Raw genomic sequence first — 15,277 nt, 5'->3', positions numbered from 1 at the left:
GTTCGTCCTGAGCCAGGATCAAACTCTCCAATAAAGTTATATACCTAGCAAATTGACGTTGATGCTTGCGTTTTGTTCAGTTTTCAAGGAACTTAGCACACTTTTTAAATTATAATCACTTTAAAAATCGTTGTCAACAATTAATTTTTGTTTTTTTAACTTTCAACAACGACGTTATTAACTATAACAGCTTAAAAATAATTAGTCAACACTTTTTTTAATAAAAAAAACGGCTTTTTTGCCGCCTTTTTAAAAAATAATATACTTTTCAATAACAATTAAAGCAACAAGACCAGGAATACCTAAAAATCCTGAAACAGCTGATGTCAGCAAATTGATTGGAACATGAATATCAAACGAACTCCCAATAGCATTAGCTACAAAAAGAAACAAGGCTCCAATTACAAGTTTTATCATTCCTTGTCCGATTAAACGAACCGGTTTTAAAGGAGTTCCTATTAATAATAATAAAATAATTAATCCTAACAAAATCATAATCACTACTTTTGGTTCCATTTTGTTCTCTCCTTTTTTCATACTTGTACTAAAAAATATGAATTCAAAACAAAAAAAGAACAAAAAATAAAAGAGACTGATCCAAAAGAAAAGTGTCAGACCTCACAACACGATATATAGGACATCACATTGGAGCAATGAACTATATATTGCGAAATGCACGTGAGGTCAGACACTGATGGGTCAGCCTCTTTTTATTGATATACGACGACGTTTAGCTTCCTTAATAAGAAAAAAATACTTTGCTTCAGCAATTTTTAAGTCAACTAGCACCGCTTCTGAAGGTTCTACAACCTTTTCGACAAGATTTCTTTGCTTCAACCATTCATTTTTGACCGTCTCAAGTTCTTCGATTAATTTTTTGTCAAACTCTTTTTTGAGCCAACCCTTTCGACGCCAAAGCACCATTTTCACCTCAATGCACAGTCTTTCTATAATTCTCTTCGACCTTCAAGAGCTTTAGAAAGAGTAACTTCATCTGCGTACTCTAAATCTCCCCCAACTGGTAAACCATGAGCAATTCTTGTAATTTTAATCCCAGTTGGTTTTAACAATCGCGATATATACATCGCTGTTGCTTCTCCTTCAATATTTGGATTAGTCGCTAAAATCACTTCTTGAACTGTATCATCTTGAAGTCTTTTCAATAATTCTGGAATTTTTATATCTTCTGGGCCAATTCCATCCATTGGCGAAATCGCCCCATGTAACACGTGATAAAGTCCGTTATATTCTTTCATTTTTTCCATCGCAATAACATCTTTTGGATCTTGAACAACACATATTGTTGTTCTATCACGTCTCTCATCTTCACAGATATAGCATGGATCTCTATCCGTAATGTGACCGCATGATGAACAATATGTTAAGTTTCTTTTCGCATTTACTAAAGCCTTTGCAAAGTCTAATACTGTATCTTCTTTCATATTAAGTACAAAAAAAGCCAGACGAACGGCCGTTTTAGGTCCGATTCCTGGCAGTTTCATAAAACTATCGATTAATTTCGATATCGGCTCAGGATAATGCATGTAAAATCCCCCTAGAACAAGCCTGGTATGTTCAATCCTTTTGTAAATTGCCCCATCGTTTCTGCCGTTAAATCATCCGCCTTTTTTAGTGCATCATTTGTTGCAGCCAACACTAAATCTTGTAGCATTTCGATATCTTCAGGATCAACAACTTCTTCTTTAATTTTGATTTCAAGGATTTCTTTATGTCCGTTTGCAATCACGGTAACCATGCCGCCACCAGCAGTACCTTCAACCGTCTTTTGTCCCAGTTCCTCTTGTGCTTTTTGCATCTCTTTTTGCATTTTTTGCATTTGTTTCATCATTTTTTGCATATTTCCCATTCCACGCATCATTGTATATTCCTCCCTTAAACTTTACTCCACAATTTCAACCAAATTTTCGCCAAATAGCTTTTTTGCTTCTGCGATTAGAGGGTCTTCTTGAGCTTCTTCCTTTTCGCGATGAACTCCTTTTTCTCGGATAAACTCTTCCCTTATCTTTCCCCATTCCTCATCAGGAACAGCAACCATTTCAAATCGCTTATTTGTTAAATCGAATAAAATCGCTTCAAGATTATCTTTTACATGATTGTTGTTTTCAGCTGCCATTTTACAATGAATTTCATATTTAAATTTTAGGATAAACGCATTTGGGCTAGCTGCTACTGGTTCACTTTCCTGCAATAAAGCTGCATGGGATACTTTGTTTTGCTTTTTCAAAATTTCTAGCATCTCGGCCCAATGGCTTTTAACAAGAGATAAATCTTGATGAGTTGCTTGTTTTAATATTTCATAAATACGGCCAACCGGAGTTTTGTAACCACTTCTAGTTACCTTTTGAACGCGTTTTGGTTGTGATGTTGCTTCCTGTGCTTTTATTAAAGTGCCATTTTCTTTTAAGCGATTAATTTCCGCTTCCAGCTTTGCTATTTTTTCGACAAGAGGCTGAAGCTCTACCGATTGATGGGATAAATGTGCATGTTCTTGGTGACAAAGCTTCACTAAAGCAACTTCTAAAAAAATACGGGGATGATTTGTCCATTTCATTTCTTGTTGACTCTTGTTAAGTGCCTCAATTGCTTCATAAATAGCTGATACTGGTATTAATTCGGCAAGCCGTTTAAAATCTTCATCAATAACAACCCTCTCAATCACTTCTTCAAGATGAGGCGCCGTTTTATACAGAAGCATGTCTCGATAATAAAAAATTAAGTCCTCAACTAAGCGATTTGGGTCCTTCCCTTGATTCATTAACTCTTCTAATGACAGCAATGCACCTGATACATCTTTTTCATAGATGGAGTGAATGAGTCGAGCTAACGCAAGCTGTGACACTGAGCCTGTAATAGAAAGCACATCTTCAAGCAAAATTTCCTCATCGCTGAAGGAAATGGCTTGGTCAAGCAAACTTAAAGCGTCACGCATCCCTCCATCTGCTGCTCGGGCGATAGTAAATAGCGCTTGATCAGAAGCTCTAATATTTTGCTTATCAACAACTTGTTTCAGTCGCGAAACAATAGCCTGGGGTTGAATGCTGCGAAAATCGAAACGCTGGCACCTAGATATAATCGTCAACGGGATTTTATGCGGCTCTGTTGTCGCTAGAATAAAAATGGCATGTCTAGGCGGTTCTTCTAATGTCTTTAGCAAAGCATTAAAAGCACCGATAGATAACATATGCACTTCATCAATAATATATACTTTATAACGAACAGAGCTTGGTGCAAATTTTACCTTTTCACGAATATCTCGTATTTCATCGACCCCGTTATTAGAAGCTGCGTCAATTTCGAGTACATCCGGAATCGAACCATTAGTAATGCCAATACATGTCGGACATTCATTACATGGCTCAGCCGTTGGTGCCTTTTCACAGTTTACTGCTTTCGCAAAAATTTTCGCAGCACTTGTTTTTCCTGTTCCACGCGGACCAGAAAAAAGATAAGCATGTGATATTTTTTGTTGAAGCAGGGCATTTTGTAATGTTTTTGTCACGTGTTCTTGACCGACAACATCCGAAAAACATTGCGGCCGAAAAACACGGTATAAAGCTTGATAAGTCACGAAATTGCCCTCCTCTTTCCTCTCATCTTATTTATTATATAATGGATTAAATGTTTTTCAAAATAACTAAAAAATAAATTCTAGACCTAATAAAAAAACTCACTCAAAAATGAGTGAGTTTTTAACAGCTTATGTATAAAATTACCGTGCACCTTCTGTCGATTAGTTGCCATAGGCGTTGCTCAAGCAGTTAGCTCGGTCCAGGCAACCCCACGGCACATGGGAGAGTCCGCTTACTGCTGCTTCCTTCCGGACCTGACAGGGTTCACGGAATCCCATTGCGTGGGACCCAAACGTCAACACCACTTACTTGAGACAGACCCTACAACAAACTAACCTCGAGAAGGGATTCGGCCTCGCTAGAGCGGATTGCGAGTACAGGGCACCGCTACCTCCCCGCTTAGCACGGTAAATATAAGTATATATTGTTTTTAAAAAAAATGCAACGAATATAGATTGTCAATTATTTGGAATGATCTCCAATCATTTCATTGTCCCTTTTTTGTTGTTTCTTCTTCATTCGTATTTTTCGAAAAAAATCACTTAGCATTTGACCACATTCTTCTTTAAGCACACCGCTAACGACCTCTGCTTGGTGATTAAATCTCTCTTCTTGCAATAAATTCATGAGCGTACCTGCGCAACCGCCTTTTGGGTCGCTTGCTCCAAAAACAACTTTTTCAATCCGTGAAAGAACAATAGCTCCTGCACACATGGCACAAGGTTCAAGTGTAACATATAATGTTGCTCCTTCTAAGCGCCATGAGCCGAGTGCCTTGCAAGCCTCGTCAATGGCTAATAGCTCTGCATGGGCAATAGAGCGTTGGTCTCTCTCCCGCAAATTATGGGCTCTAGCAATGATTTCTCCATCCTTTACGATGATTGCTCCAATTGGCACTTCACCAATTTTCTCTGCTTTTTTCGCTTCTTCAATGGCTAAATGCATATAATATTCATCGCTTTTCATAATGAAACTCCTTAATCAAAATAACGTCATTTACTTCCCGCTCTAATCATAAAATAGGAAAAGCGAGAGAAGCAACTAGGGAGGGAGAATAGAAGAATATGCAAATTCATGTTGTACAGCAAGGACAAACGTTAACAGGAATTGCACAAGCGTATAGTACAACAGTGGAAGAGATTATAAGAGCAAACGAGTTGCCTAATCCGAATTCACTAGTCGTCGGCCAAGCAATAGTCATTCCGATTACTGGTAGTTTTTATTGGGTACAACGCGGAGACAACCTTTGGTCTATTTCTCGTCGATTTGGTACTACACCTCAACAACTCGCACAGATTAATCGCATTCCCCTTAATCGTCCATTGCAAATAGGGCAACGCTTATATATACCTCAACGCGCAAAAAGAAATGCAGAATTTAACGGTTATGTAGAACCTCGTGGGACTACTGTTAGCCCATCATTAGAAGCAAGCGCTCGTGAAGCTGCTCCTTATTTAACATACTTAGCTCCATTTAGCTTTCAAATTCAACGAAATGGCACATTAAAAGAGCCGTTGTTAAATAACTTTCCGGCCATTGCCCGCGCCAATAATGTGACGCTTATGATGGTCGTAACCAACCTTGAAAATGACCAATTTAGCGATGAGCTTGGGCGGATTATTTTAAACAATGAAGAACTACAAAATCGTCTCCTTGATAATATTGTCGCGACAGCTAAAAAATATGGGTTCCGCGACATTCATTTCGATATGGAATATTTACGTCCAGCTGACAGAGAGGCGTATAATGCCTTTTTACGCAAAGCGAAACAACGGTTCGAACGTGAAGGATGGCTTATGTCTACCGCTCTTGCTCCAAAAAGAAGCGCGACACAAAAGGGGCGTTGGTATGAAGCGCATGACTACCGTGCACATGGACAAATCGTTGATTTTGTCGTCATTATGACGTATGAATGGGGCTATAGCGGAGGACCTCCAATGCCTGTATCACCGATCGGACCTGTCCGGGAGGTATTAGAATATGCTATTACAGAAATGCCTGCTTCCAAAATTATGATGGGACAAAATTTATATGGATACGACTGGACGCTTCCATATGTTCCAGGGGGACAGTATGCAAGAGCCATCAGTCCGCAGCAAGCCATTCAACTTGCCGATGAATACAATGTTCCTATTCAATATGACACTAGAGCTCAAGCTCCACATTTTAATTATAAAGATAGATCTGGAAAAGAACATAAAGTTTGGTTTGAAGATGCTCGCTCCATTCAAGCAAAGTTTAATTTAGTAAAAGAGTTAGGATTGCGCGGAGTAAGCTATTGGAAATTAGGTTTATCCTTCCCTCAAAACTGGCTTCTTATTACCAATAACTTTAATGTCGTTAAAAGATAAAATGAAAAAACACCTGATAACAGGTGTTTTTTTCTTTTCTGAAGAATATTCCCTTCCCTATCTTTCGAATGTCTATGTTAAAATAGAGTTTGTCTGTTTAATGGACGTCTTGTTTAGGATAAAGGAGGGCCAACGCAATGAGCAAAGCGCCGTTTATTACGGTGGAAGGACCAATTGGGGTCGGAAAAACCTCGCTTGCAAAAGCAATTTCTGAACAATTCGGTTATCATCTATTAAAAGAAATTGTTGATGAAAATCCATTTCTCGGTAAATTTTATGAAAATATTGAAGAGTGGAGTTTCCAAACCGAGATGTTCTTCCTTTGTAATCGGTATAAACAACTCGAAGATATTGACCGCGATTTTATCAAAAAACAAAAGCCAGTTGTTGCAGACTATCATATTTTAAAAAATTTAATTTTCGCGGAAAGAACGTTAAAAGAACAACAATATAAAAAATATTTAAAAATATACGATATTCTTACAGAAGATATGCCGCAACCGAATGTAATTATTTACTTAAACGCAAGTCTCGATACACTGCTACAACGCATTGAAATGAGAGGCAGAGAATTTGAAAAAAATATCGACCCAACATATTTGAAGCAATTATCAACTGCCTATGAACAAACAATGGCTTTATTTGAAAAATCTAATCCTCACATTCCCGTGCTTCGTTTTAACGGAGATCAACTTGATTTCGTACAGAAAAAAGAGGATTTAAATTATATTCTTATGCAATTAGAAAATGTATTAAAAAGGAGTCAACTGTAATGAACTTAAGAGAGAAATATAACATTCCTAGCGATGCTGTTATCACGATTGCTGGAACGGTCGGGGTTGGAAAGTCGACAATGACCAAAGCACTCGCAAAAGCATTAAATTTTCGAACCTCTTTTGAAAAGGTCGATACAAATCCGTATTTAGACAAATTTTACGCTGATTTTCACCGTTGGAGTTTTCATCTACAAATTTATTTTTTAGCAGAACGCTTTAAAGAACAAAAAAGAATTTTTGAATATGGCGGCGGTTTTGTCCAAGACCGTTCTATTTATGAAGATACAGGAATCTTCGCAAAAATGCATTTTGAAAAAGGAACAATGACAAAAGTTGATTACGAAACATATACAAGCTTATTCGAAGCAATGGTGATGACCCCTTATTTTCCTCATCCAGATTTACTTATTTATTTAGAGGGAAGCTTTGAGGATATCCTTGCACGAATTCGCGAACGCGGACGTCCAATGGAACAGCAAACTCCAGTCGAATACTGGAAAGAAATGCATGAAAGATATGAGCAATGGATTAATAGCTTTAATGCTTGTCCTGTTCTGCGCATTAATATTAATGATTATGATATTGTTGAAAATGAACATTCTATTGAACCTATTGTTGAGAAAATTTCTTATATGTTAAATCAATACCGCAACCTAAAAAGATAAGAGGGTGTCCCAAAAGTCAACCTTTTGGGCACCCTCTCTTTTTAAGAGACAAATAAAAAATTCGTTACAAAACGTAACGAATTGTTTCAATACAATCTCCATTTATGCGCTGTGGTGTTTTCTAACTTCTTTATGGCGGAGGAGGAGGGATTCGAACCCCCGCGCGCCTTTCGACGCCTCTCGGTTTTCAAGACCGACCCCTTCAGCCAGACTTGGGTACTCCTCCTTATCGACACCATTTAATATAGCATTTTATATTTCAGAAGTCAATAGATTTTTTAATTTTTTTTACGGGGAGAGGATCAGCACTCTCCCCATCTCCATTACTTAATAATCTCTTTATTTCCCATATAAGGACGTAACACTTCAGGAATAATAACTGTCCCATCTTCTTGCTGGTAATTTTCTAAAATCGCTGCCACTGTTCGTCCGATAGCTAAACCGGAACCATTCAATGTATGAACATGTTCTGGTTTTGCTTTCGGGTCGCGACGGAAACGAATGTTTGCCCGGCGTGCTTGGAAAGCTTCAAAGTTACTGCAAGAAGAAATTTCACGATATGTCCCATAGCTTGGTAACCATACTTCAATATCGTATTTCTTCGCTGCTGTAAATCCTAAGTCGCCAGTACACATGCTCATTACACGATAAGGTAGACCGAGTAGCTGCAATACCTTTTCTGCATGACCTGTTAGTTTTTCTAATTCCTCATAAGAATCTTCCGGCTTGACAAACTTCACGAGCTCAACTTTATTAAATTGATGTTGGCGAATTAATCCTCTTGTGTCTCGACCAGCAGATCCAGCTTCAGAACGGAAACATCCACTGTAGGCAACATAGTTAATTGGTAAATCGTCAGCAGATAAAATTTCATCACGATGTAAGTTCGTGACAGGCACCTCCGCAGTCGGAATAAGGAAGTAATCTTCACTTTCAATGCGGAAAGCATCTTCTTCAAATTTCGGCAATTGACCTGTTCCTGTCATGCTTGCGCGATTGACAAGATAAGGTGGCAACACTTCTTGATACCCATGCTCCTCTACATGTAAATCAAGCATAAAATTAATTAATGCACGCTCTAAACGGGCACCTAAACCTTTATAAAATACAAAACGACTTCCTGTTACTTTTGCAGCCCGCTCAAAATCTAAAATGCCAAGTTTCTCAGCAATTTCCCAATGCGGCTTCGGTTCAAACGAAAATTGGCGCGGCTCTCCCCATTTGCGAATTTCCACATTATCCTCTTCTGATTCACCGACTGGAACAGATTCATGCGGAATATTTGGAATAGATAATAGCAATGTTTCCAATGTCTCTTCTACTTGACGAAGTTCATCATCCAACACTTTGATGCGATCGCCAACCTCGCGCATTTCTGCAATTAAATGCTCTGCATCTTTTTTCTCACGCTTTAACACCGCGATTTGTTGTGATACTTCATTGCGCTTGCTTTTTAACTCCTCTGCTTGAGCAATTAATTCACGACGTTTTCTATCCAACTCTTCGAAACGTTCAAAATCGGTTAGATCTTCACCGCGATGTTTTAATTTTTCTTTTACTTCTTGAAAATTAGCGCGTAAAAATTTTACATCTAACATCTCTATTCTCCTCCTTATCATTAATTTTATAAATAAAAAATCTCTTTTATAAAATAAAAAACTCTCGCCCCAAACTAAGGGACGAGAGTACACCCGCGTTGCCACCCTAATTGAAGACAAAATGTCTTCCGCTCAAACAGATAACGGCTTTGCACCGAAAATGCTTACTTGCTTTAAAGCGTTCGGCATTTCACTCAAGGATGGATTCACAAGCGTTTCCCATCGGTTTGCACCAACCACCGACTCTCTAAAGAGAAAACATCTTGCTACTAGTTCCTTTCATCGTTTTCACCGTAATGAAATTTTTAGTAAAAATAATGTACTATAAGTTTGCATGAGATGCAACTATTTTATTCTTTAGACTCTTTAACCATATTAATAAAATACTGTGTCACACGATGGTCATCTGTCAATTCCGGATGGAACGAACAACCTAAAAATTGTCCTTGTCTTGCCGCGACAATTCGATCATCATGTTTGGCTAAAATCTCAACATCTTCGCCAACTTCAACGATATGAGGAGCGCGAATAAACACACCGATAAAATCATCAGCAATACCTGTAATCGATAATTTTGCTTCAAAACTTTCACGTTGACGCCCAAACGAATTGCGCTCCACCGTAATGTCCATCAACCCAAGATGTGGCTCAGCATAACCAACAATTTTCTTTGCCAAAATAATTAATCCAGCGCAAGTACCAAACATTGGTTTCCCATTAGCGGCAAACTCACGTAACGGTTCGATAAAACCATACTTGTCCATAAGGCGGCGCATTGTTGTACTTTCCCCGCCTGGGAGAATTAAGCCATCGATATTTCCTAGTTGTTCTACCTTTTTTACAACAACAGCTTCCGCACCGCACGCTTCGATTGATTTTACATGTTCGCGAACTGCACCTTGCAAGCCTAGAACTCCGATTTTCACCATAATGTCTACCCCTTTAATTACCAGCCACGCTCTTGCATACGTTGTTCAGGTAATAATGCAGAAATATCAATTCCTTTCATCGCTCCGCCTAAACCTTTAGACAGATGTGCAATCAACTCATAATCCTCATAATGAGTAGTCGCTTCTACAATGGCACGCGCATACTTTTCCGGATTTTCTGATTTAAAAATACCAGAACCGACAAATACACCATCCGCTCCTAAATGCATCATTAACGCCGCATCAGCAGGTGTTGCGATTCCTCCAGCCGCAAAGTTTACAACCGGGAGGCGTCCTAAACGTTTAATCTCCAATAACACCTCAAACGGTGCTCCTAAGTTTTTCGCTTCTGTCATTAACTCATCTTCACTCATGCTCACTACTTTACGAACTTGCGCATTCACTTTGCGCATATGACGAACCGCTTCTACAATATTCCCCGTACCTGGCTCACCTTTTGTACGAAGCATAGAAGCACCTTCAGCAATACGGCGGGCTGCTTCCCCTAAATCACGGCAACCGCAAACAAATGGAACAGTAAATTTACGTTTATCAATATGGAACTCCTCATCAGCAGGAGTTAATACTTCACTCTCGTCAATATAGTCAACACCTAGCGCTTCCAGAACACGCGCTTCCACATAATGTCCGATGCGCGCTTTCGCCATTACTGGAATCGAAACTGCCTTCATCACTTCTTCGATAACAGTCGGATCTGCCATACGCGCGACTCCACCCGCTGCACGAATATCAGCTGGAACGCGCTCTAATGCCATAACAGCTACCGCTCCAGCAGCTTCTGCAATTTTTGCCTGCTCTGCATTTACAACGTCCATAATGACGCCGCCTTTTTGCATTTCTGCCATTCCACGTTTCACACGGTCAGTTCCTGTAATTGCCACTTATGATTCCTCCCGATTATGTATGTAGTAATTGTGAATATTGTACTGAAAAACAAACAAATTCACAATAAAAAATCTTTGTTTTTTAATAGCTACATTTTTATTTTACCTTAATTTTTTAAAAAATCATAATAAAAATAAAAAAGATATTGAAAAGAGGTTGCCCCATCAGTGTCTGACCTCACGTATAATCCCATAATATCGTATTCTTATCCAATGCTATGTCCGAATATATTATGTTTGTGGGGTCCAACACTTTACTTTAGGGTCAACCTCTTTTGTTAAAACCAACCTTTTACAGTTTTTACGACACTCATCCAAACGTCACTAAATAATCCACCAATTCCTCTAATTGTTAATACAAACCAATTGGCCTTTTCGACGTCTTTCGAAGCAACTAGATCAACTTGAACCGCTTTTTCTCCTTCAGGAGTTAAATAGCCGTAATCATCTTCTCCTTTATACTTGACAGTCATATATCCGACCTTTTCTCCCTTTTTCACTGGAGCAGTTAATTCGCCTTCTTTTGTCAACTTCTTCTTATCAATGACGTATACCGGTTCCCAAGTCTTTTCTTGACCGTTTTTTACAACGACAGAGAGCGGTTCTTTCGTTTCAATTTGTACAGATTTTTCTTTTCCTTTTGTAACAGGTAATGTAGACTTACCTTTTATTTGATATCCAGCCGGATATAACTCTTTCATAGAATAATTGCTAAAACCATAATCAAGCAGCTTTCTTGTTTCTTCAAAGCGCGCTTTATATGTGGCTTGTCCATCTGTTTTGGCATTCATGACAACTGTTATAAAACGAATGCCGTTTCTTTCTGCTGTGCCAGTAAAGCAGTAGCCAGCGAACTCTGTATATCCTGTCTTTATTCCGTCCACACCTTCATAGGAATAGACTAAACCTGGTAACATCCAGTTCCAGTTATCCATTTTAATTTCATCATCAGTTCCTTCTCTAAACGTTTTCTTTGGAATACTTGTTGTTTTAAGAATTTCAGGATATTCGTTCAATAAGTGATATGCTAACGTAGCTACCGCCCTTGCTGACATCACATTTTCTGCGTTTTCATCGCTTCCTTTAGGATGTAATCCTTGTAAATCTCGGTTATTTAGTCCAGTCGCATTGACAAATTTATAATCTTTAAGCCCAAGCTCTCTAGCTTTTTCGTTCATCATTTTTACGAAATTTTCTTCAGAGCCGGCAACAACTTCAGCAATAGCAACCGTCGCAGCATTAGCAGAATAAATCGCCATTGCTTCGTAAAGTTCGCGGACAGTATATTTTCCATCCTTACGTAAAGGGACATTCGATAAATCACGATTTTGCGAGATTTTATACACATAATCGCTTACCGTATATTCTTGGTCCCACTGTACTCTCTTTTCTTTGATTGCCTCTAACAATAAATACTCCGTCATCATTTTCGTCATGCTGGCAATCCCAAGTACTGCATCAATATTTTTTTGATATAAAATTTTCCCCGTTTTCGCTTCCACTAAAATAGCAGCATCTGCCTCAATGTTCAATGGATCTTGTGCCGCTTCTGCTCGATTTAACGGTAAAATGCTTGCTAAGCAAAAAATAGTGATGAGACTTAAGATTAAACTTTTATGCCATAAACTTTTCACTTTAAAACCTCCCTTACACAAACGTTATTTTAACACACTCTCTGTCAAAAAAATAGACAGAGGAATTTTCCTCTGTCGAAGTTAGGAATATAGATATATTAGGAGAGAGAGTAATTTGGTGCTTCTTTCGTAATTTGCACATCATGAGGATGACTTTCACGCAATCCTGCACCAGTCATGCGAACAAATTGTGTTTTTTCTCGTAATTCTTCTAAGTTCTTTGTGCCACAATATCCCATTCCAGAACGTAAACCGCCAACTAATTGATAAATCGTATCAGCCAAAGGTCCTTTATATGGAACACGTCCTTCAATTCCCTCTGGAACAAATTTTTTATTATCTTCTTGGAAATAACGGTCTTTGCTTCCTTTTTCCATTGCTGCGACTGAACCCATACCTCGATATACTTTAAATCGTCGCCCTTGATAAATCTCTGTTTCTCCTGGGCTCTCCGTAACTCCTGCCAATAAACTTCCGAGCATAACAGCATGAGCCCCTGCTGCTAGAGCCTTTACAATATCTCCAGAATATTTAATTCCACCATCTGCAATAATAGGAACCCCATGTTTTCTTGCTTCTGTCGCACAGTCATAAATGGCTGTAATTTGTGGTACTCCAACACCAGCGACAACACGTGTCGTACAGATTGAACCAGGACCAATTCCCACTTTAATGATATTAGCTCCTGCCTCAATTAAGTCACGAGTCGCTTCAGCTGTCGCGACATTACCAGCGATAATATTTAACTCAGGATACTCTTGACGAATTTTGCGAACTGTTTCTAATACTCCTTTTGAATGTCCATGAGCGGTATCAACAACAATGACATCTACATTCGCTTCAACTAACTTTTTCACACGAATCATTGTATCAGCAGTAACCCCGACAGCTGCTCCAACAAGTAGACGACCTTTTGCATCTTTTGCGGAATTAGGAAACTCAATCACTTTTTCAATATCTTTTATCGTAATGAGTCCTTTAAGAACGCCATTTTCATCAACAAGCGGTAGCTTTTCCACCTTGTATTTTTGCAAGATTTTCTCTGCTTCCTCTAATGTTGTTCCTACTGGAGCAGTAATTAAATTTTCTTTCGTCATGACATCTGATATTTTCATTGAATAATCTTGAATAAAACGTAAATCACGGTTCGTAATAATACCAACCAGCTTTTGTTCTACCTCATTATTTACAATTGGTACACCAGAAATGCGATATTTCCCCATCAAATGCTCTGCATCATACACTTGATGTTCAGGAGTTAAAAAGAATGGATCTGTAATAACTCCTCTTTCTGAACGTTTTACTTTATCTACTTGTTCAGCCTGCTGCTCAATCGACATATTTTTATGAATAATTCCTAAGCCGCCTTGACGCGCCATCGCAATGGCCATTTCTGCCTCTGTAACAGTATCCATTCCGGCACTAATAATTGGAATATTAAGCTGCAAGGTATCACTTAATTTTACAGTGACATCAACATCGCGCGGTAACACTTCTGATTTTGCAGGAATAAGAAGAACATCATCAAATGTTAAACCTTCTTTAACAAATTTAGATTCCCACATGTTTTCTCCCCCCACATTAGGAAATATTATTAGTAGATTAACAACTGGTTAAAATACTGTCAAGGAATCGACAAAATTTAAAATTTTTCAGTAAAATCCGACAATATGACACAAGGAGGAGAAAAAAACATGAATGATTATATAGATATTTGGCGAAGATTGACATTATTCCACTCAACTAATGTAGTACAAAAATTTTTATACCATTGTTATATAAAACAAGAGCGACAAGATGCTGCTAAAAAAAGTTATGCTAACTGCTATCCATTTATTTATTATTTAGAACACGGGCAAAGTTTTTATTCTACTGCTAAAGATGCACCTTTATCCATTAAACCCGTACTACTATTTTATGGGATGGTTCAATTATTAAAAGCTTGTCTGCTTACCGTCGACCCTGAATACCCCGAGTCCACATTAGTGCTTGCCCACGGAGTATCAACAAGAAAAAGAAAAAAACAAAGCTATGAATTTTTTGAGGACGAAGTAAAAGCACAAAAACATGGATTATTTACCCACTTTTCAGAGAAAATGTTTCATGTGAAACATTTATCGGGGGAAAAGTTTCAAATGCGAACATTGTTACAAAGAATTTATGAACTTCATGAACTTTTCGCAGTTTATTACAATGAAAACTTATCTCTAGACGTAAGCCATGACCATTTAAATCAAAACATTACGATCCCAGCAAAAATTTTAGATCATTATCATATGACATTTGGTCGTTTTAAAGAATACATAACAAAAGAACTGTATTCTTTTAATATTATCTCGATAAAAGATGAGGGTTCTTCTTCCTGTATACACATAACTATGGATAATAAACAAAAATTAACTCCTTTAAGTTGTGAACCTTTTCTGTATGGAATATACGATAGAACTTATAGATTGCCTACTAATATAACAGAAATTTTCAAAATACCTGAGATTATTGCTCATTACTTATTGTTATATAACTTAAGTATGATTTGCCGTTATGAAACAGAATGGTGGAATGAATTATTACATTCCTATTCAAGTGATGCCTACCCTTTTATTATAAAATTTTTATCAGTTACAGCTGATAAAGTTCCTTTTTTACTTCATTATTTTTTACTAGATAAATTTGAGGTTTAAAAATCTATATAAAAAAACAGAGGTTAAAACGAAATCGTTTTAACCTCTGTTGCTTCATTCGCCTGGCAACGTCCTACTCTCGCAGGGGCGCTGGCCCCAACTACCATCGGCGCTGGAGAGCTTAACTTCCGTGTTCGGGATGGGAACG

The 15,277-nt window shown here is 38.1% G+C and carries 15 protein-coding genes, 1 tRNA gene, 1 rRNA gene, 1 other RNA gene and 1 other annotated feature; of the genes, 4 read left to right on the top strand and 14 right to left on the bottom strand.

Translation table 11 applies throughout. The features are described 5' to 3' along the window. Positions 1-249: 249 nt before the first annotated feature. The 7 genes from HNQ85_RS17230 to tadA all read right to left on the bottom strand — a co-directional run bounded on the left by HNQ85_RS17230 (position 250) and on the right by tadA (position 4,556). Positions 250-516: a pro-sigmaK processing inhibitor BofA family protein gene (locus HNQ85_RS17230; protein WP_181538934.1), complete on the bottom strand. Its 267-nt coding sequence runs from the start codon at positions 514-516 to the stop codon at positions 250-252. A 183-nt stretch (positions 517-699) separates the two neighbouring features. Then, entirely contained in the window at positions 700-921 is a 222-nt protein-coding gene (locus HNQ85_RS17225; RefSeq protein WP_181538933.1) for a DUF2508 family protein, read from the bottom strand. Between the two features lie 26 nt (positions 922-947). After that, positions 948-1,544: a recombination mediator RecR gene (gene recR / locus HNQ85_RS17220; RefSeq protein WP_181538932.1), complete on the bottom strand. Its 597-nt coding sequence runs from the start codon at positions 1,542-1,544 to the stop codon at positions 948-950. 11 nt (positions 1,545-1,555) lie between these two features. Beyond that, positions 1,556-1,879 (bottom strand): YbaB/EbfC family nucleoid-associated protein, encoded by a 324-nt coding sequence (locus tag HNQ85_RS17215; protein ID WP_181538931.1) that lies wholly within the window; start codon positions 1,877-1,879, stop codon positions 1,556-1,558. A gap of 21 nt (positions 1,880-1,900) precedes the next feature. Next, positions 1,901-3,589, bottom strand: coding sequence for a DNA polymerase III subunit gamma/tau (dnaX, locus tag HNQ85_RS17210; RefSeq protein WP_181538930.1), 1,689 nt, complete (start codon positions 3,587-3,589; stop codon positions 1,901-1,903). A gap of 144 nt (positions 3,590-3,733) precedes the next feature. Further along, positions 3,734-3,998, bottom strand: an RNA gene (gene ffs, locus HNQ85_RS17205) — signal recognition particle sRNA large type. Between the two features lie 54 nt (positions 3,999-4,052). Beyond that, complete coding sequence (gene tadA, locus HNQ85_RS17200) at positions 4,053-4,556, bottom strand: tRNA adenosine(34) deaminase TadA (RefSeq protein ID WP_181538929.1); 504 nt, start codon at positions 4,554-4,556, stop codon at positions 4,053-4,055. Between the two features lie 98 nt (positions 4,557-4,654). Here tadA and HNQ85_RS17195 point away from each other — a divergent pair, with 98 nt between their 5' ends. The 3 genes from HNQ85_RS17195 to HNQ85_RS17185 all read left to right on the top strand — a co-directional run bounded on the left by HNQ85_RS17195 (position 4,655) and on the right by HNQ85_RS17185 (position 7,382). Then, positions 4,655-5,941 carry a LysM peptidoglycan-binding domain-containing protein gene (locus HNQ85_RS17195; protein ID WP_181538928.1) on the top strand — a complete coding sequence of 429 codons (1,287 nt, stop codon included), beginning with the start codon at positions 4,655-4,657 and terminating at the stop codon, positions 5,939-5,941. Between the two features lie 137 nt (positions 5,942-6,078). Continuing rightward, positions 6,079-6,714 (top strand): deoxynucleoside kinase, encoded by a 636-nt coding sequence (locus tag HNQ85_RS17190; RefSeq protein ID WP_181538927.1) that lies wholly within the window; start codon positions 6,079-6,081, stop codon positions 6,712-6,714. After that, positions 6,714-7,382 carry a deoxynucleoside kinase gene (locus HNQ85_RS17185; RefSeq protein WP_181538926.1) on the top strand — a complete coding sequence of 223 codons (669 nt, stop codon included), beginning with the start codon at positions 6,714-6,716 and terminating at the stop codon, positions 7,380-7,382. The genes HNQ85_RS17190 and HNQ85_RS17185 overlap by 1 nt, the downstream gene beginning before the upstream one ends. Before the next feature lie 133 nt (positions 7,383-7,515). Here the strand turns inward: HNQ85_RS17185 and HNQ85_RS17180 are convergent. From HNQ85_RS17180 to guaB, 6 genes are all read right to left on the bottom strand, one after another. After that, positions 7,516-7,608, bottom strand: a tRNA-Ser gene (locus HNQ85_RS17180). Between the two features lie 97 nt (positions 7,609-7,705). Further along, positions 7,706-8,980 carry a serine--tRNA ligase gene (serS, locus tag HNQ85_RS17175; protein ID WP_181538925.1) on the bottom strand — a complete coding sequence of 425 codons (1,275 nt, stop codon included), beginning with the start codon at positions 8,978-8,980 and terminating at the stop codon, positions 7,706-7,708. Between the two features lie 74 nt (positions 8,981-9,054). Then, positions 9,055-9,272: a binding site (T-box leader), on the bottom strand. A 58-nt stretch (positions 9,273-9,330) separates the two neighbouring features. Further along, the gene (pdxT, locus tag HNQ85_RS17170; protein ID WP_181538924.1) at positions 9,331-9,909 is read right to left on the bottom strand and encodes a pyridoxal 5'-phosphate synthase glutaminase subunit PdxT; all 579 of its coding nucleotides are present in this window, start codon (positions 9,907-9,909) and stop codon (positions 9,331-9,333) included. A 17-nt stretch (positions 9,910-9,926) separates the two neighbouring features. Next, positions 9,927-10,811 (bottom strand): pyridoxal 5'-phosphate synthase lyase subunit PdxS, encoded by an 885-nt coding sequence (gene pdxS, locus HNQ85_RS17165; protein ID WP_181538923.1) that lies wholly within the window; start codon positions 10,809-10,811, stop codon positions 9,927-9,929. 281 nt (positions 10,812-11,092) lie between these two features. After that, on the bottom strand, positions 11,093-12,409 hold the full coding sequence (locus HNQ85_RS17160) for a serine hydrolase (protein ID WP_343046581.1): 1,317 nt from the start codon (positions 12,407-12,409) through the stop codon (positions 11,093-11,095). Positions 12,410-12,546: 137 nt separating this feature from the next. Continuing rightward, positions 12,547-14,013, bottom strand: a complete 1,467-nt coding sequence (gene guaB, locus HNQ85_RS17155; protein WP_181538921.1) for an IMP dehydrogenase — start codon at positions 14,011-14,013, stop codon at positions 12,547-12,549. 129 nt (positions 14,014-14,142) lie between these two features. Here guaB and HNQ85_RS17150 point away from each other — a divergent pair, with 129 nt between their 5' ends. Further along, positions 14,143-15,129 (top strand): YaaC family protein, encoded by a 987-nt coding sequence (locus tag HNQ85_RS17150; RefSeq protein WP_181538920.1) that lies wholly within the window; start codon positions 14,143-14,145, stop codon positions 15,127-15,129. Positions 15,130-15,189: 60 nt separating this feature from the next. On the opposite strand, the gene rrf is transcribed toward HNQ85_RS17150, so the two are convergent. After that, positions 15,190-15,277: ribosomal RNA gene (gene rrf, locus HNQ85_RS17145) — 5S ribosomal RNA — on the bottom strand; the annotation flags it as partial.

It is taken from the genome of [Anoxybacillus] calidus, assembly GCF_013760845.1.
GTDB classification, from domain to species: Bacteria; Bacillota; Bacilli; order Bacillales; family Anoxybacillaceae; genus Paranoxybacillus; species Paranoxybacillus calidus.
Note: the sequence above shows the minus strand (reverse complement) of the source record. Positions and strands in the feature narration are given on the sequence as shown.

Coding starts and splice junctions, on each gene's coding strand:
- HNQ85_RS17185 (WP_181538926.1), top strand. CDS start 6,714: ATGAACTTAAGAGAGAAATATAACATTCCTAGCGATGCTGTTATCACG.
- pdxT (WP_181538924.1), bottom strand. CDS start 9,909: ATGGTGAAAATCGGAGTTCTAGGCTTGCAAGGTGCAGTTCGCGAACAT.
- HNQ85_RS17215 (WP_181538931.1), bottom strand. CDS start 1,879: ATGATGCGTGGAATGGGAAATATGCAAAAAATGATGAAACAAATGCAA.
- HNQ85_RS17195 (WP_181538928.1), top strand. CDS start 4,655: ATGCAAATTCATGTTGTACAGCAAGGACAAACGTTAACAGGAATTGCA.
- HNQ85_RS17230 (WP_181538934.1), bottom strand. CDS start 516: ATGGAACCAAAAGTAGTGATTATGATTTTGTTAGGATTAATTATTTTA.
- guaB (WP_181538921.1), bottom strand. CDS start 14,013: ATGTGGGAATCTAAATTTGTTAAAGAAGGTTTAACATTTGATGATGTT.
- tadA (WP_181538929.1), bottom strand. CDS start 4,556: ATGAAAAGCGATGAATATTATATGCATTTAGCCATTGAAGAAGCGAAA.
- serS (WP_181538925.1), bottom strand. CDS start 8,980: ATGTTAGATGTAAAATTTTTACGCGCTAATTTTCAAGAAGTAAAAGAA.
- recR (WP_181538932.1), bottom strand. CDS start 1,544: ATGCATTATCCTGAGCCGATATCGAAATTAATCGATAGTTTTATGAAA.
- HNQ85_RS17190 (WP_181538927.1), top strand. CDS start 6,079: ATGAGCAAAGCGCCGTTTATTACGGTGGAAGGACCAATTGGGGTCGGA.
- HNQ85_RS17150 (WP_181538920.1), top strand. CDS start 14,143: ATGAATGATTATATAGATATTTGGCGAAGATTGACATTATTCCACTCA.